The 17,248-nt window shown below is 70.7% G+C and carries 15 protein-coding genes; 9 read left to right on the top strand and 6 right to left on the bottom strand.

All coding sequences use genetic code 11. The annotated features are described in order from the left end of the window. Nucleotides 1–2: 2 nt before the first annotated feature. Together G4D86_RS45815 and G4D86_RS45810 are read right to left on the bottom strand one after the other, a co-directional pair. On the bottom strand, nt 3–1,559 hold the full coding sequence (locus G4D86_RS45815; protein ID WP_164001623.1) for a P-loop NTPase family protein: 1,557 nt from the start codon (nt 1,557–1,559) through the stop codon (nt 3–5). A gap of 87 nt (nt 1,560–1,646) precedes the next feature. Then, the gene (locus G4D86_RS45810; RefSeq protein ID WP_164001621.1) at nt 1,647–2,660 is read right to left on the bottom strand and encodes a zinc-dependent alcohol dehydrogenase family protein; all 1,014 of its coding nucleotides are present in this window, start codon (nt 2,658–2,660) and stop codon (nt 1,647–1,649) included. A 157-nt stretch (nt 2,661–2,817) separates the two neighbouring features. On the opposite strand from G4D86_RS45810, the gene G4D86_RS45805 reads away from it, so the two are divergent. The 3 genes from G4D86_RS45805 (at nt 2,818) to G4D86_RS45795 (ending at nt 6,276) form a co-directional block, all read left to right on the top strand. Then, nucleotides 2,818–3,654: a family 16 glycosylhydrolase gene (locus tag G4D86_RS45805; RefSeq protein WP_164001619.1), complete on the top strand. Its 837-nt coding sequence runs from the start codon at nt 2,818–2,820 to the stop codon at nt 3,652–3,654. Nucleotides 3,655–3,745: 91 nt separating this feature from the next. Next, nucleotides 3,746–4,744 carry a multiheme c-type cytochrome gene (locus G4D86_RS45800; protein ID WP_240360854.1) on the top strand — a complete coding sequence of 333 codons (999 nt, stop codon included), beginning with the start codon at nt 3,746–3,748 and terminating at the stop codon, nt 4,742–4,744. Then, nucleotides 4,741–6,276, top strand: a complete 1,536-nt coding sequence (locus G4D86_RS45795; protein WP_164001617.1) for an NADase-type glycan-binding domain-containing protein — start codon at nt 4,741–4,743, stop codon at nt 6,274–6,276. Before G4D86_RS45800 ends, G4D86_RS45795 begins: the two co-directional genes overlap by 4 nt. On the opposite strand, the gene G4D86_RS45790 is transcribed toward G4D86_RS45795, so the two are convergent. Further along, nucleotides 6,252–6,710: a putative toxin-antitoxin system toxin component, PIN family gene (locus tag G4D86_RS45790; protein ID WP_164001615.1), complete on the bottom strand. Its 459-nt coding sequence runs from the start codon at nt 6,708–6,710 to the stop codon at nt 6,252–6,254. The genes G4D86_RS45795 and G4D86_RS45790 overlap by 25 nt on opposite strands. 53 nt (nt 6,711–6,763) lie before the next feature. Between G4D86_RS45790 and G4D86_RS45785 the strand changes: the two genes are divergently transcribed. The 6 genes from G4D86_RS45785 (at nt 6,764) to G4D86_RS45760 (ending at nt 13,877) form a co-directional block, all read left to right on the top strand. Beyond that, on the top strand, nt 6,764–7,786 hold the full coding sequence (locus G4D86_RS45785; protein ID WP_164001613.1) for a serine/threonine-protein kinase: 1,023 nt from the start codon (nt 6,764–6,766) through the stop codon (nt 7,784–7,786). Further along, nucleotides 7,786–8,763, top strand: coding sequence for a VWA domain-containing protein (locus tag G4D86_RS53500; RefSeq protein WP_240360853.1), 978 nt, complete (start codon nt 7,786–7,788; stop codon nt 8,761–8,763). Before G4D86_RS45785 ends, G4D86_RS53500 begins: the two co-directional genes overlap by 1 nt. Before the next feature lie 124 nt (nt 8,764–8,887). Then, complete coding sequence (locus G4D86_RS45775) at nt 8,888–10,111, top strand: hypothetical protein (RefSeq protein ID WP_240360852.1); 1,224 nt, start codon at nt 8,888–8,890, stop codon at nt 10,109–10,111. 115 nt (nt 10,112–10,226) lie between these two features. Next, entirely contained in the window at nt 10,227–11,627 is a 1,401-nt protein-coding gene (locus G4D86_RS45770; protein ID WP_164001609.1) for an adenylosuccinate synthetase, read from the top strand. 31 nt (nt 11,628–11,658) lie between these two features. Further along, a complete protein-coding gene (locus tag G4D86_RS45765; protein WP_164001608.1) occupies nt 11,659–12,564 on the top strand; it encodes a VWA domain-containing protein in 906 nt (301 codons plus the stop codon). A 56-nt stretch (nt 12,565–12,620) separates the two neighbouring features. Then, nucleotides 12,621–13,877, top strand: a complete 1,257-nt coding sequence (locus G4D86_RS45760) for a DEAD/DEAH box helicase (protein WP_164001606.1) — start codon at nt 12,621–12,623, stop codon at nt 13,875–13,877. On the opposite strand, the gene G4D86_RS45755 is transcribed toward G4D86_RS45760, so the two are convergent. The 3 genes from G4D86_RS45755 to deoD all read right to left on the bottom strand — a co-directional run bounded on the left by G4D86_RS45755 (nt 13,874) and on the right by deoD (nt 17,247). Further along, nucleotides 13,874–14,746, bottom strand: coding sequence for an alpha-ketoglutarate-dependent dioxygenase AlkB (locus G4D86_RS45755; RefSeq protein WP_164001604.1), 873 nt, complete (start codon nt 14,744–14,746; stop codon nt 13,874–13,876). The genes G4D86_RS45760 and G4D86_RS45755 overlap by 4 nt on opposite strands. A gap of 7 nt (nt 14,747–14,753) precedes the next feature. Next, nucleotides 14,754–16,109, bottom strand: coding sequence for a LysM peptidoglycan-binding domain-containing protein (locus G4D86_RS45750; RefSeq protein WP_240360851.1), 1,356 nt, complete (start codon nt 16,107–16,109; stop codon nt 14,754–14,756). Between the two features lie 394 nt (nt 16,110–16,503). Next, nucleotides 16,504–17,247, bottom strand: coding sequence for a purine-nucleoside phosphorylase (gene deoD, locus G4D86_RS45745; protein WP_164001599.1), 744 nt, complete (start codon nt 17,245–17,247; stop codon nt 16,504–16,506). Between the last annotated feature and the right edge of the window lies 1 nt (nt 17,248).

Genomic DNA, 17,248 nt, shown 5'->3' with positions numbered 1-17,248 from the left:
GCTCAGGCGCGTACGACGGAGACAGTGCGGCCCGCGGGCGTCTGCGCGCGGGTCGCAACGGTGCGCTCGGCGATGGGGGGCTGCCCGCTGCGCCGGTCGAAGATGACCAGCCAGCCGGTGTCGAGCCCCAATCCCGCCAGATACCTGTCGAGCTGGGCCAGCCCTTCGTCCAGCGGGTCCTTCTCCTCGTCGCGCCACACCTTGAGCTCCATCGCGAGCGTATCGGAGCCGTAGCGCAGGCACAGGTCCATGCGTCCCGTGCCGATGGCGTACTCACGCTCCAGCGTGCCTCCTCCATTGGCGACCCGGTGCAGGAAGGCCATCAGCACCAGGTGCGGTGCAATCTCATGGTAGGGCGCGGTCCCCAGCAGGGGCTGGCCATGCTGGCGCCAGAAGGCCAGGAACGCCTCCATGAGGCGCTCCATGTCGAGCCGCCCGTCCGCACGCAACCACGGAGGCGCGGACTGCATCGGAGGCAGGGACGCGAAGGCCGTGTTTCCGAGGACCCGGAGGATGACCTCCCGGTAGAGCGGATTGGCCATCTCCACGCCGCCCGTAGTGCCCACGCGCACCAGGCCCAGGTCCTGGACGAAGCGCAGGTCGTCCTGGGGAATGTCGCCCAGCGCGAGGCCCGCGAGCATGGGCTCGAGGATGCGCCGCACCCGGGTTTCACGCAGGCGCTCGGCGAGACTGTCCAGGTGCGTGTCCTGCCGCTTGAGGAGGATTTCCTTCGCGGCGTCGACATGAGCCGCCGTCAGGGCCTGGGTCCGGTCCGGTACGAGCTGCTGCACCATCTGACGGGCCAGGGCATTGACCAGCCAGGGCTGCCCCTGGGTCCAGTAGAAGGCTCGGTCCACGGCTTCGGGCAGGAAGCGCTGCCCGGTGTCGTCGGTGTGCTGTTGATAGAGCTCCGCGACCTCGTCATGGATGAAGTTGCGTAGGGTGAGCGACTCCACCTTGATGTTGAAGGGGCTGGAGGTGCCCAGGTGGCCCTGGCCGCCTGATGCAATCTTGTAGTCGCGAACATCACGCAGGCCGCATAGGACCACGGAGGAAGGGAAGCCTTCGGGCCTGTCGTGGAAGCCCCCGCGCAGTTGACGCAGCACGCTCAGGAGGCTCTGGCCCCGAAGCGCGTCGATCTCATCGAAGAAGAGCACCAACGGCCGGGGACACTCACGTGCCCAGGCCCCCAGCGCCGTGCCCAAAAGTTGGAGGTCAGGTGCGTCTGGGAATGGGGGCGGGCGCAACTCCGAGGGCAGGTAGAGCTCGGCACTCCGGCGGATGCGTGACAGCAACGTCCTCTGTGCCTCGGCGAAGTCGTCCCCCGCCACCTCCCCCTCCTCGCAGGAGAAGTGAAGCGCGGCGTAGCGCCCGGAGGCGGTGAGCTGCCCGGCCAGGGACCGGAGCGCCGTCGTCTTGCCCACCTGCCGGGGCGCGTGGAGGACGAAATAGCTCTTCTGGTCGAAGAGCTGCTCGGCCTGGGGCAGGCGTCGCAGCGCCGGCAGCATGTAGTGGTCCGTCGGATTGCACGGGCCCGCAGTGTTGAACCAGCGAGGCATGCAGCGAAGGTAACACCTTCCCGCGTCGTGTCCTCCGCGACCTGGATGCCCGCCCGCCTCGCTGTTCAGCCCCAGCCCGGAGCCGCCTCACCCCACCCGGACGACCACCTTCCCGAAGTGCGCCCCGCTCTTGAGGTACTCGAAGGCGGAGCGCGCCTCGGCGAAGGGGAACACGCGGTCCACCACGGGCCGCACCCCGTGCAGCGTCAACGCGCGGTTCATCGCCTCGAAGCCCTGACGGTGACCCACGAGGATGCCCTGCACGCGCAGGTTCTGCATCAGGATGGGCGTGAGCGGCACCGTGCCCGCGCCGCCGCTGAGCACGCCGATGACGGACACCGTGCCGCCGACGCGCACCGCGCGCAGTGACTTCTCGAACGTCCCCGCCCCGCCCACTTCCACGACGTGGTCCACGCCCACGCCGCCCGTCAGCGCCCGCGCCGCCTTGTCCCAGTCCGCCGTCGTCGCGTAGTTGATGACCTCGTGCGCCCCCAGCGCGCGGGCCTTCTCCAGCTTCTCGTCCCGGCTCGAAGTCAGGATGACGCGCGCCCCCAGCATCCGCGCAATCTGCAGCGCGAAGATGGAGACGCCACCGGTGCCCTGCACCAGCACCGAGTCCCCCGCCTTCAGCCCGCCGTAGGTCACGAGCGCGCTCCACGCCGTGACGGCCGCGCAAGGCAGCGTCGCGGCCTCCTCGTCGGACAGGTGCGCGGGCGTGAGCACCACGCCGTCCTCGTGGAGCAGCATCGTGTCCGCGAGCGCGCCATCCAGCGGCCCGCCGAGCGTGCTCGTCTGCGCGGCGCGGGTCGGCTCCCCGGCGAGCCACGCCTGCGAGAAGATGCCCATCACCCTGTCACCGGGCTTCACGCGCGTGACACCCGGGCCCACCGCGTCCACCACGCCCGCGCCATCCGAGTTCGGAATCAGCGGCAGCTTCTGACGCGGGTTGTAGCGGCCCTCCACCATCATCAAGTCGCGCTGGTTGAGGCTCGTGGCCTTCACCCGCACGCGAACCTGGAACGGCCCCGGCGTCGGGTCCGGCCGCTCGCACGCCACCAGCTTGTCCAAGCCGAAGCCGTCTCGAATCTCGTAGGCCTTCATGGGGCCCTTTCTACGCCATCCGGTCCAGTGACGCACCCGAGGCGCTTCACGCCGAGAGCCCCGGTCCGTCTCTATGATGCGGCGGCGCCGCCCACCGGCGAGCATTCACTCGCTAGCTGGAATTCATTCACCATCTGTCACCATCGTGGAGTGGGCCATGGGCAAAGCACGTCGCGACCTGAAGACCGATCCCGCTCGCGGACTTACCGTCGCCGGGCAGAGCGTCTATTACAGCCTCGGCTCGCCGGATTGGACCAACCTGACGAACGGGCCGTACGCGTCCTCGACCTACAGCTACTCGCCGCCGCCGGGCGGGGGTGGGCCGAACATCGAGCTGGCGACGATGAACATGGCGAACTGGGGCGGGGCGGGCAACTGGTACTCGGCGAAGATGCGGCTCGGCGTCGCGCTCGGCTTTGGCCAGTACGAGCTGTCCATCAAGGTGGGCGCCGGGAGCGGCGTGACCACGACCTTCTACTTGAGCGAATTCAATCAGGACCAGCAGCAGGAGATCGACTTCGAGTTCTCCGGCCACTGCACCCCCGGGTCCACGCCGTGTGGCACGCAGAGCGTGTCGACCAACGTCTGGTGGCAGGGAAAGCAGTACGTGAACACCGCGACGCCGCTGTGGACCGGCACCCCGCCGAACCCGCTGCCCGACACGACCTCCGGCTGGGGCGCGTCGGTGTACCGCTACCGCATCGACTGGGAGCCGGACATGGTCACCTGGTCGGTCGACCTCACGGGCACGGGCAACAACTACGTCGTCATCCGGAGCCAGGACATGTCGACGGTCGGCCCCTACGACGAGTCGCTGTGCTACGCCTTCATCAGCTTCTGGCAGGGCTGGACGCCCGACGGCTCGCCGTTCCTGAACGGCGCCGACGCGTCCGGCAACTGCGGCGCCTCGGGCGGTTGCTACCAGGCGTTCTATTTCCAGTCCCTCAAGTTCACGCCCTCGGCGAACAACCAACTCGTCGCGCTGGTTCCCTGAGGAGCGAGACAGCCACCGCACCGCCTCCAACAGCCTTCCGGGGGTGGAGTCGCTCTTTCGCCGCCCGCGCGCCTACACTGTGTCGCCAACAGTGCACGCCCTCCTCCTCACCCTCTGCCTGCTCGCCGCCGCGCCCACGCCGCGCTTCCCGCAGGGCACGGCGAGGATGGAGCCAGGGCCCGCGCCACACGGCCTGCCCGACTGGGACGTGAAGCGCTGCGCGGAGTGCCACCCGGCCCAGGTGGAGTCGTGGCGGAACAGCGGCCACGCCAACGCGCGCATCGACGACGTCTTCCAGGTCGCCATCACCGAGGACCGTCCCGCCTGGTGCGTGCAGTGCCACGCCCCGCTCGCGCGCAACCTGGAGCGCGGCGCCCTCCCGCCCGACAGCTCCACCGAGGAGCACGGAGTCACCTGCGCCGGCTGTCACGCCGCGCTCGGTGACGCCCGCGCCACGCCGGGCATGCCCTGCGCCGGCTGCCACCAGTTCGGCTTCCCGGTGCTGAACGGTAGCGGCCAGCGCGTGCGCCTCTCCGCCACCCAGTGGCAACAGGACACGGTGGGCGAGTGGACCCGCTGGCGCGACCAATTCCATGACACACGTCACTGCACGGACTGCCACATGCCGCGCGGAGACCACGGCCTGGGCGGCACGCGGCGCACGGAGTCCCTCAAGGCCGCGCTCGTGGTGGAACAGACGCGAGGCGCGCTCCGCATCTCCACGCGCGAAGTGGGCCACGGCTTCCCCACGGGCGACGTCATGCGCTGGGTGAGCGTGGAGGTGGCGAACGAGCCCCTCTTCGAGTCCCCACGCACGGTGGCCACCTTCGGCCGTCGGCTCGAAGTCCGCGCGTGGCCGGGCGAGTCGCTGCCGCACCTGGGCGCGGTGGAGGACTCGCGCCTGCGGCCCGGAGAGACGCGCCGGGTGCCCGTACCCGAGGGCGCCCGCTACGCCCGCATCGTCTATCACCTCGTGTCCCGGGAGCAGGAAGACTCGGGGCTGTACCCCGCGGGGCTGTCGCGGCTGGTGCTGTGGGCCGCGCCAGTGCAAGCCCGCCCGCCGTCCAAGGACAAGGAGCACGAACCATGATTCTCCTCTCGCTCATCCTCGCCGCCGCGCCGCCGGTGCTGCTCGAACCCGACGCGGGCGGAGCGCACCGGCTGCACCCGCGCCGCGTGACGGCGTCCTCCTTCCTGGAGAACGGCTGGAACAAGCACGCGCAGAACTACCTGCCCCTCTACGTCGCGGACGACGACCCGACCACCGCGTGGGTGGAGGGCGCCAAGGGGCGCGGCGAGGGCGAGGCCCTGGAGTGGTGGGGCCCCGCGCTGACGAAGGCGAAGTCCTTCCGCGTCTTCCTGCGCAACGGCTTCCAGAAGTCCGACAAGCTCTTCCGAGCCAACGCGCGCCCGCGCAAGGTGAAGCTGGAGCCACTCGTCCAGGCCGAGACGGGCGCTCAGGTGACGGGCACCGCGCTGGAGACGGAGCTCAAGGACGTGCAGGGCTGGCAGGAGGTCCGCCTGCCCGTGCCGGCGCAGGTGCAGGGCGTGCGGCTCACGCTCGTGTCCACGTACCCCGGCAGCGCGTACGACGACACCTGCCTCAGTGACTTGCGCGTCTACGTGGACGGCGAGGACCCCTACAAGCCGGAGGCGGAAGCCGCCGCCTACGAGCAGGTGCGCGCCTTCGCCTACGAGCGGAAGCAGGCCGCCGAGCGCAACGACACCCAGGCGAAGCTGGAGTGGGCGCCGCGCTACAAGGTGGAGAAGCTGCTGTCGCTGAAGCGCACCTGGGAGCAGGGCGCCATTCCCGAGGGCATGTCCGGAGCGGTCGGCGTCCTCGCCACCGTCCCGGAGAAGGACAGCTACCGCGAGGCGCTCGCGCGGGCGCGCGAGGTGGCCGCCCTGTTCGACCGCGCGGACCTGGAGCGCGAGGGCCAGGACTCGGAGGCCCGGGCGAAGTGGACGCGCGTGAAGCCCGCCCAGCTCCGGCCCCAGCGGGCCGCCGCGCGGGCCGCGCTCTCCGTCATGGATGACGACGGCCTCGTACGCATCGCAGGGTTGTTGCATCAGGGAGACGCCTCCTTCTTCGAGGCCGATGCCACCCAGGCGCAGATGCGCGCGCGAATCGAGAAGACCCGCAAGCAGGAGGCCCAGACACAGAAGGTCTGCACGGCACAGTGCGTGGAGCGCCGCAAGACGGAGGGACAGTCCGCGGAAAGCTACGACTGCAGCTGCGAGGAAGAGTGCATGGGTTGCTTCGACGGCCCGCTGAGCAGCAAGGAGGAGCAGCTCAAGCACCAGCTCACCGGCGGAGAGTTCATCGTCGGCCCCCTCGCGCGCCCCACCGCCTTCCTGCGCGGGCTGACCGAGGAGTCCGGTAGCCGCGAGTCCTGGCTCACCTTCCGCCAGACGCTCGTCAGCTACGCGGGGGACAAGGCCAGCGTGGTGCTCGTCCGCGCGCACGCGGAACAGAACCTGGAGGTCGGCGAGCCCCTGCGCATCCATGTGCTCGAGTGGACCGAGGCAGGCGGCAAGGCGCGCGTGTCGTCCATCACCTCGTTCATCGTCAACGACCTCACCGTGCGCGTGGTGCGCTACCGCCCCGCTACCAACGCCTGAAGGCGCTCCACCGCCTGCCGGACGGTGAGGATGGTGAAGGGCAGTCCGCTGCGGCCGGCCATGGACAGCACACGCTTGTCCTTGCTCACCAGCCACGCGGCTCCGGCTCGGGCGGCCAGGAGGAGGAACTTCTGGTCGTCCCTGTCACGGCAGCGGGGCAGCTCCGGCGCGGGTGTCCCCTCCCCCGCCGGCACCACGCGCGCCAGGGCCCGGAAGCGCTCCTGCGTCTGCTGCCGCGCCGCCGCGTCCCACCCCGGACGGAAGTTGCGCGACGCGAGCACGTAGCCCAGCTCCGCCAGCGTCTCCGCGTCCGCCCACGCGGTGAGTGTCCCCGCATCGAGGGCCTCGGCCAGGGGACGGGCGTGCGCGTCGTCGAAGGCGAAGAGGTCCAGTACAACATTGGTGTCGAGGACGACTGGAACAGAGGAGAGCATGGGGGATTCCGGGGTGGGTGCGCTATGTTGGCCCCGGAGAACACGAGGGCGGGATGGAATTACAGCTCCTGAAGTGTCCTGGCTGCGGCGCGAAGCTTCCACCTCCTTCTTCGCCCAACGGCATCCTCGCCTGCGAGTACTGCGGCGCCATGGTGTCCGCGTCGGGCTCGGCGGTGTGGCCCATGCCCGCGCGCCCCGCCGACGACCCGCCCTTCGCGCCGGACCGCCCCCGCGTCACCGTCGCGGGCACGCGCTATGTGCTGCTCGGGAGATTGGGACGAGGGGACAGCAGTGACGTGTTCCTCGCGCGGCGCGACGCGCGCATCACCGAGCTGGTAGTGCTCAAGGTGGTCAGGGCCCTCTCGGACGCGGACCTCGTCGCGCGCGAGTACGAGATTCTCGAAGAGCTCCACGGCAGCAAGGCCCAGGGCGCCGAGCACTTCACCCGGCTCCTCCCGCAGCCGGTGGCCCGGGGCCCCGTGAAGGACCCGGAGGGCATCCCGCGCGCGGCGGCGGTGTACCGGTGGAACAGCGGCTTCCAGCACTCGCTCACCGACGTGCGAGAGGTTCACTCCAGCGGCGTGGACCCGCGCACGGCGGTGTGGATGTGGAAGCGCCTGCTGGAGGTGCTCGGCTTCGCGCACCGCAGCGGCTACGTGCACGGCGCCGTGCTGCCGCCGCATCTGCTCATCCACCCGAGGGACCACGGTCTCATGCTGATTGGCTGGTCCAGCGCGGTGCGCTTCGCCTCGCACCAGTCCCTGCCCTGCACCAGCGCGCGTCACCGGGACTTCTATCCGGAGGCCGTCTGGAAGGGAGATGGGCCCACGCCCACCACCGACCTGGTGATGGCCGCGCGGTGCATCGCCTGGGTGATGGGAGGAGACGCAGCCACGGGCTCGGTGCCGGGAGGAGTGCCGCCTCCGCTGGCGGACCTGTTGAAGCAGCAGTGTGACGTGGACCACCGCGAGGTGGCCTTCGACGCGTGGCAGCTCAAGGAGCGCGTGGACTTCGCAGCGCGCGAGTCCTTCGGGGAGCCGAAGTTCATCCCCTTCTCGATGCCGGGGTGGCGCTGATGGGATACGGGAGCTACAGCTACGAGGCCCACGAGACGATGACCCGCGCGCGGTCGGAGCTGCCGCGCCAGGAAGTCTTCCGGCAGGAGCGCTGCCATCCGCTGATGGAGCCGCAAGGCGTGAAGTGGCGAGAGAGCCGCGACAGCGAGGCCCATCCGCAGTCGCTCGGCATCATCTTCTCGCTCGACGTCACCGGCTCCATGGGGGAAATCCCAGACCTGCTCGCGCGCCACCGGCTGCCGGCCTTCATGAAGGCGCTGCTGAGCGCGGGCATCCCTGACCCGCAGGTGCTCTTCATGGCGGTGGGTGATGCGAACGGCGACCGCGCGCCGCTCCAGGTGGGCCAGTTCGAGTCCTCCGAGCGGCAGATGGACCAGTGGCTCACGTGGAGCTACCTGGAGGGCGGCGGCGGCGCGGCGGGCACGGAGTCCTACGAGCTGGGCATGTACTTCGCCGCCCGCCACACTGAGCTGGACTGCTGGCGCAAGCGCAAGCACCGGGGCTACTTCTTCATGACGGGCGACGAGCGGCCCTACGGCTATGTCTCGCGCAAGCAGGTGGCGCAGCTCATCGGCGACACGCTGGAACAGGACCTGCCGGTGAAGCAGGTGGTGGACGAGCTGCAGCTCACCTACGAGCCGTTCTTCCTCATCCCGGACCTCGCACGGCGGCGCAACTGCGAGCGCGACTGGCGGGAGCTGCTCGGCGACCGCGTCATCTGCATGGAGGACCCTACCGACACCGTGGAGGTGGCAGCGGGGCTGGTGGGACTGTGCGAGGGCGCGTTCTCCGACCTCGATGCGCTCGCCCGGCACTTGAAGAAGCAGGACCTCACGCGGCAGCGGCTGGGCGCCGTCATCCGCGCGCTCACGCCCTTCGCGGCGACGCTGGGGCGGGACGGTGTTCCCCGGCCCCCGCTGGAGGACGAGCACCTGCCCACGAACGACGACAACTCGGGGCACCGGCGCCTGCGCTGATTCGCCCGTCGCGGAGCGAGGTCGCCGCCCGGCAACGACCAGAACCGGGCGCCCGGTACGAATACGTCGTCAGGACGTCCGACCTCTCCGCGACAGGTGCCGCATGCCTCTACCCAGACTGACCGTGTTTTCCGCCGTTCTCCTCGCGGGCTGTGCGGCGAACACCCCTGCGACCCGGGCCGAATCCGCCCCGGCGCCCTCGGCTCCCGCGAAGAGCGAGCCCCGCACCATCCGTGAGGCGCTCGCCCGGGAGCTCACCGAGCCGCTGCCTCGCAAGCCCGTGGAGGCCGAGGGCGTCCTCTTCCGGGGCACCGTACCGGCTGCTGGTGCGCCCGAGCTGATGAAGCACCCCAATGGCAGCACCCTGCTCACGGTGCCGATTGGCACCTCCGTGCCCATCACCTGCCTCTTCTACAAAGAGCCCATCGACGCCGGTGCCGCGGCGCGCAACATCTTCGAGTCGCTCATGGACGGGCTCACGCTGCAGAAGGTACGGACCACGGCAATCAAGGCCTACGCGGGCAGCCCCGCCATGTACCTCGAAGGCGAATTCACCCGGGGTACCGGGGAGGCCACGAAGGTAGGCGTCATCAAGGTGATGGTTCACGCCGACCCCGTCCTGCCCAAGGCCTGCTTCCACGATGAACTGGGCTACACGCAAACCTTCCTCGACGTCACCGGGTCCATCGCCACGGGCCTCACCTCCACGGCGACGGAGCAGCCGGTGGCGCCCTACTACAGCGACGTGCAGGTGATGCGCGTGGGCGAGGTGCCCCTCGGGTTCCAGTACACCGCGCTCTTCGGCGCCAAGACGGGCGGGAGCATCCTCGAGGTCAGCACCACGCTGGTGAGTCCCGGCGCTCCCGCGAAGCTCGTCTATGTAGACAGCACCACGGTCGAGCAGGCGGACACCGCTGGCGTGCTCGTCAGCAAGAGGTACGCGAAGCGGGTCAACACCACGACCTCCGCCAACGTCAGCCTGCGCCGGCAGGAGGACGGGAGCTACAACGTCGAGGGCCAGGTGGACGGCAAGGACACGCAGGCGCGCCTGACGGGCGAGCTCATCGGAGAGGTGGGCCTCGCCGCGAGACTGCGCGAGGGGTTGCTGAAGGGCCAGGGCACGCCGCTCGAGGCCATGCTGTGGGTGCCCCCGGCCAACGCATCCGCACCGACGAAGGTGGTGGTCCGTCCCCGCGCGGAAGCAGGTGCCCGCGCCGCCACGATGGAGCTGGGCCCCATGTCCCTGAAGATGGAGCTCGACGCTCACGGCTTTCCACAGCGGACGGAGGTGCCCTCGGGAAGCGCCACCGTCGTCCAGGAGCGGCTGTCCCAGACTGGCGAGCCGTAGGAGCAGGCAGGCGTCGAGAACGGAGGGCCGCGTCCAGGTTCGACGCGGCCCTGGACGCGGGCGGCAGTGAACGCACCGTGCGATGCTGTGGGCCGTCCCCTCGTCACGCCTGCCCATGAGTCCCTCCCGCGCGGCCCACATCGTCGTCGACCTCGGCTTCGGAGATGCCGGCAAGGGCACGCTCACCGACTGGCTGGTGCGCCGCCACGGTGCGTGTCTCGTGGTGCGCTTCAACGGCGGAGCCCAGGCAGGCCACAACGTCGTCACCGATGACGGGCGGCACCACACCTTCTCGCAGTTCGGCGCGGGCACCCTCATCCCCGGCGTGCGCACGCACCTGGCGCGGCCCACCATCCTCCATCCCCTGGCCATGCGGGTGGAGGCCCGCTACCTCGCGGAGCGCGGCGTGCCGGATGCACTGGACCGGACCACGGTGAGCGAGGGCGCGCGAGTCATCACCCCCTTCCACCAGGCCATGGGCAGACTGCGCGAGCTGGCGCGAGGCCCGGGCCGCCACGGCACCTGCGGCGTCGGCGTGGGCGAGACGGTGCGGGATGCGCTCGCGCACCCGGAGGACGCGCTCCACGCGGGAGACCTGGGCAACCCCGTATCGCTCGCGCGCAAGGCCCGCGTCGCACAGGAACGGCTGCGCTCGGAGCTGGCGGACATATTGCGCGCCGCGAGGAATCATCCCCAGGCCGAGCCCGAGCTGGCGCTCATGGATGACGTGGACGTCGCCGAGCGCTGGGCGGACGCCGTGCAGTCCCTGCGTCCCCGTGAGCGCGTGGTGGGCGACGACGGGTTGGACTCACAGCTCCGCGAAGGCACCACCGTCTTCGAGGGCGCGCAGGGCGTGCTCCTGGACGAGTGGCGTGGCTTCCACCCGCACACCACCTGGAGCACCTGCACCTTCGACCTCGCGCTGGAGCTGCTTCGCGAGCAGGGCTTCGACGGTGACATCCACCGGCTCGGCGTCCTGCGCACCTATGCCACCCGCCACGGCGAAGGCCCCTTCCCCACCGAGGAGCCCGCCCTCACTCCCGCCCTGCCCGAGCCGCACAACGGCGCCGCAGGCTGGCAGGGAGGCTTCCGCGTGGGCGCCTTCGATGCCGTGCTCGCGCGCCACGCTCTGGCAGCCTGTGGTGGCGTGGATTCCCTGGCACTCACCCACCTGGACCGGCTCGGGGCCCGCTGGCCCGTGTGTACGGCGTACCGTGCGCCACCGATGGCTGACGACGTGCTCGTCCGGGACACGGCGGAGGCCACCCGCGTGACGGCGCTGCGCCTGGGTCCGCACCGCGACCTCGCCCACCAGGAGCGCCTCACCCATGCGCTGGCCACGTGCATCCCCCTCCGCGAGGAGCTCGACCTGGGAGCGCCGCCCGACGGGCGTGCGGACCGCTTCGTGGCGTGGGTGGAGTCCACGCTGGGAGTCCGGGTGTCGGTGACGTCCCACGGCCCCGCCGCTCGTGACAAGCGAGAGCGGGGGCTGACGGCGCGAACGGCTCCGCGCTAGCCTCGGGCCCCACACACGAGGGGGTCGTGACATGGGGTACGGCAGCTACAGCTACGAAGCGCACGAGGCGATGACGAAGGCCCGCAAGGACCTCCCGCAGCAGGAGGTCTTCACGCAGCGCGCCTGTCACCCGAAGATGGACCCTCGCGGCGTGAAGTTCCGCGAGAGCCGAGACAGCGCGGCGCACCCCAACTCGCTCGCCGTGGTCATGGCGCTCGACGTGACGGGCTCCATGGGCAACATCCCCGAAATCCTCGCGCGCCAGACGCTGCCGTCCTTCATGAAGGACCTGATGGAGGCGGGCATCCCCGACCCGCAGGTGATGTTCATGGCGGTGGGCGACGCGTACATGGACCGCGCGCCCCTCCAGGCGGGCCAGTTCGAGTCCTCCGAGCAGCAGATGGACCAGTGGCTCACGTGGATGTTCCTGGAGCGCGGCGGCGGCTCCAACCCGGCGGAGACGTACGAGCTGGGCATGTACTTCGCCGCCGAGCACACCGCGATGGACTGCTTCGAGAAGCGCGGCAAGAAGGGCTACTTCTTCATGACGGGCGACGAGCCCGCCTTCAACCACGTGGCCAAGGAGCACATCGAGGGGCTCATCGGCACGAAGCTGGAGCGCGACGTGCCCATGGAAGAGGTCGTCAGCCGGCTGGACAAGACCTTCCACCCGTTCTTCCTCATCCCCGACCAGCAGCGTCGCGGCCGGTGCGAGAAGTTCTGGCGCGGGTACATGGGCGACAGGGTCATCTGCATGGACGACCCTGCGGACACGTGCGACGTGGCCGCCGCGCTGGTGGCCCTCACCGAGCGCGCCGTCCCCAGCGTCGACGCCGTCGCCGCTCGGCTGCTCGCTTCGGGCACGCCGAAGGAGCGCGTGAAGGGCATCGTCCGGGCCATCGAGCCCTGGGCCCAGGTCCTCCGGCGCGCGTCGTAGGACACAGACACGCCAGGGCTCTCCCACGAGGGCCCGCGCCGTGGTAGCCCGGGGGCGTGAGCGACTCCTTCGAAACACTCGGCCTCTCGCGGGAGACCCTCGGCGCCCTGCGCCGGGCGCGCTTCACCCGTCCCACCCCCATCCAGGAGCAGGCCATCCCTCCGGCGCTGGAGGGGCGGGACATCATCGGCTGTGCCGCCACCGGCACCGGCAAGACGGCCGCGTACGTCGTGCCCCTGGTGGAGCGCCTGGCCGGAAGGAAGGGCACGCTCGGCCTGGTGCTCGCCCCCACGCGCGAATTGGTGCTGCAAATCGCGGAGCCGGTGCGCTTCTTCGCGGAGCCTCGCGGCCTCACTCACGCGGTGGTCATCGGCGGCGAGGACATGGGGGCCCAGGTCAATGCGCTGAAGGAGCGGCCCACCTTCGTGCTGGCCACGCCGGGGCGGCTGGTGGACCTGCTCGAGAACGATGCCGCCGCCTTCCCGCACCTGGAGGCGCTCGTCCTCGACGAAGCGGACCGGATGCTGGACATGGGCTTCCTGCCGCAGCTCGAGCGCATCTTCGCCGCCCTGCCCCACCGCCGGCAGACGCTCCTGTTCTCCGCGACGCTGGGCGCGGACGTGAGCCGCTTCGCCCGCCAGCGCCTCTACAACCCCGTGCGCGTGGAGGTGACTCGCAGCGGCACCCCCGCCGAGCGCGCGGAGCAGCGGCTCTACTTCGTGAGGGCAGAGGAGAAGACGCCGCTGCTGCTCACGCTGCTCGCCAGCGAGGACCAGACGACGCTCGTGTTCGCCCGGGCGAAGGAGCGCGTGGAGAAGGTCCACAAGGCGCTCCAGAAGGCCGGCTACCGCGCCGCCCTGCTGCATGCGGACCGCACGCAGAACCAGCGCCGGCAGGCCATGGACGGCTTCCGCGACGGCACGTACCGCGTCCTCGTGGCCACGGACATCGCCGCGCGCGGCCTGGACGTGGAGGACGTGGGGCATGTCATCAACTACGACCTGCCGCACGCCCCCGAGGACTACGTCCACCGCATCGGCCGCACCGCGCGCGCCGCGGCGAGTGGCGTGGCGTCCACCTTCGCGATGACTCGGGAGGGACAGGTCGTCACGAAGATTGAGAGCATCATGCACGCGGAGATTCCCCGCGTCCCCGTGCCGCGCGAGGACCCCGTGTTCAAGGAGCACTGGGAGAACTTCCTCGCCGCGCAGAAGGACCCGGGACCGCCGCAGCAGGGAGCGAGCCAGCCGACGCGCTCCCCGGACCAGGGCCCCGGACGGCACGCGCGGACGCACAAGAAGCACCGCTCCTAGGCCCCGCGCTCCTTCTCCAGCTCCGCCCGGAAGAACGCACTGCCCCGGGCGAGCTCCGCCATGTACGGCCGCACGTCTTCACGGGCCTCGGGAGACAGCTTCGCGAAGGGAATCACGTGCTCGTCGGGCACGTAGCGGAACGTGAGGTTGATGCGGCGGGTGCGGAAGTCCGGCAGCTCCGGCGGCATCTCGTGGCCGGCGCGCGTGTCCACCCGCTGCACGCGGTGGAACGTCTGTTCCTTCCACCGCGCACCGCCGAAGAGCTGGAGCGAGCCGTCATCCAGCCACTGCTCCAGCACCACCTCGTCGCGCTCACCGGGGCGGGAGGAGGTGACGAACTGGATGAGGGCGCGCTCGCCGAAGGACAGCGAGGCCACCGGGCCCGGCTCGAAGTCCTTGTGCTCGCCCACGCGCGCGGTGTCCACCCAGCGCCCGTCCTCCAGGCGGCTGCCGTAGAAGTTCACCAGGCACGTGTTGAGGTGCCAGCCCTTCGGCATGTCCGGCCCGCGGAACATCCGCCGCGCCAGCTCCTCAATCTTCGTCACCTGCCGCTGGAGCACCGCCGGGAAGGGCTCGGCCTTCACGCAGCGGTTCAGCACGCCCTTCGGCGGGCGGTAGTAGTCGAGGCACGCGAACTGCCAGTTGCCCAGCCAGTACACCGGCCGCAGCAGCCGCCGCTGCGACTGCCCCGGCGGTGGCGGGAAGTGCTTCGAGTAGCGCTCCTCCCACAGCGGGTGGAGCGTACCGAGCCACGCGACGGCCTCCGCCTTGTCCGAGGCGGACAGGAAGCTCGCGTTGTAGTGGTGGCCCGGGGTGCGCTGCCGGACCTTGTGGGCCAGCGGGCGCCCCCGGTGGGGAGGGAAGGCCATGGGCGCCTCAGCGCCCGTGCGAGATGCCGGCGGACGCCCCTTCAGAGGCCCCCGTACCCACGGCCGGCACGGTGGCGGCAGCGGCGGCAGCGGCCTTCACCGCGGGCGAGTCGGCACCCTCGGCGGTCTTCGCCACGGCGGGCTGCACGGTGCTGCCCTCGGCGGCGACACCCGCGACGGGCACCACTGCGTTGCTCTCGGGAGAAGCAGCCACGGCGGGCACGGCGGCGGCGGCCGGAGCCGGCTTCGCGCAGTCCGACGCGACCTGGGCCTTCGCGGCGACCAGGGCGGGAGCCGGGGCCTCGGGCGGCAGCCGGCGCGGAGGCAGCAGGAAGGGCGGCGGCACGGGGCAGTGCGTGCAGGGCCCGCGCAGCGGCACGGACAGCCGCTGCCCGGCGCGCAGGAAGTTGCTGCGCATCCGGTTGGACTTCTTGATCATCGACACCGTCGACCCGTACTTCAGCGCGATGCCACCCAGCGTGTCACCGTTGCGAATCTTGTGCGTGGTGACGTTGTACTCGGGCTGGAGCGCCAGCAGCGGCTGCACCCGGCGGCCCAGCTCCTGCGCGCGCGGGTTGTGGAAGCGCACGTGGAAGTGGTCGCGGTGCCGGCGCGCGTGGCGCACGACGCCGTTGGGGCCGTCGTTGAAGAGCGAGTCGAGCCACGCCTTGTCCTCGCCGATGGACAGCGCGTAGTTGTAGATGACCTGCCGCACGCGCTTGTCCACGAGGACCATCTGCACATCCGTCTTCGTGACGAGCGCGCGCAGGAACGCCCAGTTGAGCGGCACGTTGATGTACTTCTCGCGCTCGCGCTCACGGATGGGGTCCACCGTCGGGTAGTAGAAGCCGACGTCCACGTCCCGGCCGTTCTGGTGGCTCTTGTGGGGGCGCAGGTAGCCGCCCTCCTTGTTGCTGATGCCGTTGACCCGCAGCGGCGGCGCTTCCGGGAACTTCGCGCGCACCTCGCGGATGGCCTCGGTCAGGTAGTTGACGGTCTCCTCGGTGGCGTAGGCCACCTCGGGGGAGACGACAATCCACTCCGGCCCCTGCGGGAAGCGCTTCGCGTTCACCAGCCGGCCGCTGTGCACGAAGCCCACCGCCATGGACCCGAGCGCGGAAATCTCGTCCTTCCACTTCTTCGCCAGGTCCTCGTCGGAGATGTCCGCCGAGTACAGCGGCCCCGTCGGCAGGTCGCCCGTGCTGGCCACGGCCTCCGGGGACTCACCGTCGTCACCCGCCTCGCCGTCGGCGACCTCGGCCGTCTCGTCGTCCTCGCCCTCCTGGTCCTCGGCGGAGAGCGCGCAGTCCCCGCTGGGAGCGGGAGCCGCGACCACCGCTTCAGCGGTGCTCTCGGCGCTCACGGCGGGAGCCGGTGTCGGGGCAGGAGCCGGCGGCGCCTCGGAGCGCGGCGCGTCCGAGACCTCGGGACGCACGGCGGCGAGGGCCGGCGCAGTGCCAGCGGTAGGGGCCACGCGCGCGGCACAGCCGGCGCAAACGAGCAGGAGCCAGATTGGGTAACGCACCGGGGCGAAGGATGACCCGGAATCCGTCCGGGCTCCAAGTACCTGCCTCGGATTTGTGAACGCCTCCCTGCCCCGGGGGGCAGAACGGGCCCGCCCACCACACGTTTCCAGAGGGAAGCGCTCCGCCCCACCACCCTGCCCGGCTGCTGTCCGGCGAGGCGCGGCGGGGCCGGTTGACGCCCGCATCCCGCTCCGCGTGGGACTCGCGCGGAGGCGGGACGCGGAAGGGACTTCAGCCCGCCTTCGGCGCGGGGGCCGGGGGCGGCGGCTCGGCGATGGCGACGTCCAGCGCCAGCTCGATCATCTCGTCGAAGGAGGTCTGCCTATCCTGCGGGCTGAGCGCCTCGTGCGTGAGGAGGTGGTCGGACACGGTGAGCAGCGCGAGCGCGCGGGCGCCCGTCTCGGCGGCGATGCCGTAGAGCCCGGCGACCTCCATCTCCACGGCGAGGATGCCCATGCGCCCCAGCGTGGCATTGAGCTGCTCCTGCGGGTGGTAGAAGAGGTCGGAGGAGAAGACGGTACCGGCACGCACCGGGCGGCCGCGCTTCTCGGCGGCCTCCACCGCGCGCCTCGCCAGGGTGAAGTCCGGCACCGCGGGGAAGTCGTGGTCCATCAGCCGCATCCGGTTCACCTTGGAGTCGGTGCCGGCACCGGTGGCGACGATGACGTCGCGCAGCTTCACGTCCGTGCGCAGCGCGCCGCAGCTGCCCACGCGGATGAGGACGCGCGCGCCGTACGTCTTGATGAGCTCGGTGGCGTAGATGGAGAGGGAGGGGATGCCCATGCCGTGCCCCATCACCGAAATCCTGCGGCCCCGGTACGTGCCGGTGAAGCCGTACATGTTGCGCACGGAGGTGACCCCACGGGCCTCCTCCAGGAAGCGCTCGGAGATATGACGGGCCCGCAGGGGGTCGCCGGGCATCAGCACCACGTCGGCGAAGTCACCGGGTGCGGCGGAGATATGAGGAGTTGCCATG

This window comes from Pyxidicoccus caerfyrddinensis (genome assembly GCF_010894405.1).
Taxonomy (GTDB): domain Bacteria; phylum Myxococcota; class Myxococcia; order Myxococcales; family Myxococcaceae; genus Myxococcus; species Myxococcus caerfyrddinensis.
Note: the sequence above shows the minus strand (reverse complement) of the source record. Positions and strands in the feature narration are given on the sequence as shown.

Bases quoted from the DNA above. Each gene is read 5' to 3' on its own strand.
- G4D86_RS45815 (WP_164001623.1), bottom strand. From the start codon at position 1,559: ATGCCTCGCTGGTTCAACACTGCGGGCCCGTGCAATCCGACGGACCAC.
- G4D86_RS45810 (WP_164001621.1), bottom strand. From the start codon at position 2,660: ATGAAGGCCTACGAGATTCGAGACGGCTTCGGCTTGGACAAGCTGGTG.
- G4D86_RS45805 (WP_164001619.1), top strand. From the start codon at position 2,818: ATGGGCAAAGCACGTCGCGACCTGAAGACCGATCCCGCTCGCGGACTT.
- G4D86_RS45795 (WP_164001617.1), top strand. From the start codon at position 4,741: ATGATTCTCCTCTCGCTCATCCTCGCCGCCGCGCCGCCGGTGCTGCTC.
- G4D86_RS45790 (WP_164001615.1), bottom strand. From the start codon at position 6,710: ATGCTCTCCTCTGTTCCAGTCGTCCTCGACACCAATGTTGTACTGGAC.
- G4D86_RS45785 (WP_164001613.1), top strand. From the start codon at position 6,764: ATGGAATTACAGCTCCTGAAGTGTCCTGGCTGCGGCGCGAAGCTTCCA.
- G4D86_RS53500 (WP_240360853.1), top strand. From the start codon at position 7,786: ATGGGATACGGGAGCTACAGCTACGAGGCCCACGAGACGATGACCCGC.
- G4D86_RS45770 (WP_164001609.1), top strand. From the start codon at position 10,227: ATGAGTCCCTCCCGCGCGGCCCACATCGTCGTCGACCTCGGCTTCGGA.
- G4D86_RS45765 (WP_164001608.1), top strand. From the start codon at position 11,659: ATGGGGTACGGCAGCTACAGCTACGAAGCGCACGAGGCGATGACGAAG.
- G4D86_RS45755 (WP_164001604.1), bottom strand. From the start codon at position 14,746: ATGGCCTTCCCTCCCCACCGGGGGCGCCCGCTGGCCCACAAGGTCCGG.
- deoD (WP_164001599.1), bottom strand. From the start codon at position 17,247: ATGGCAACTCCTCATATCTCCGCCGCACCCGGTGACTTCGCCGACGTG.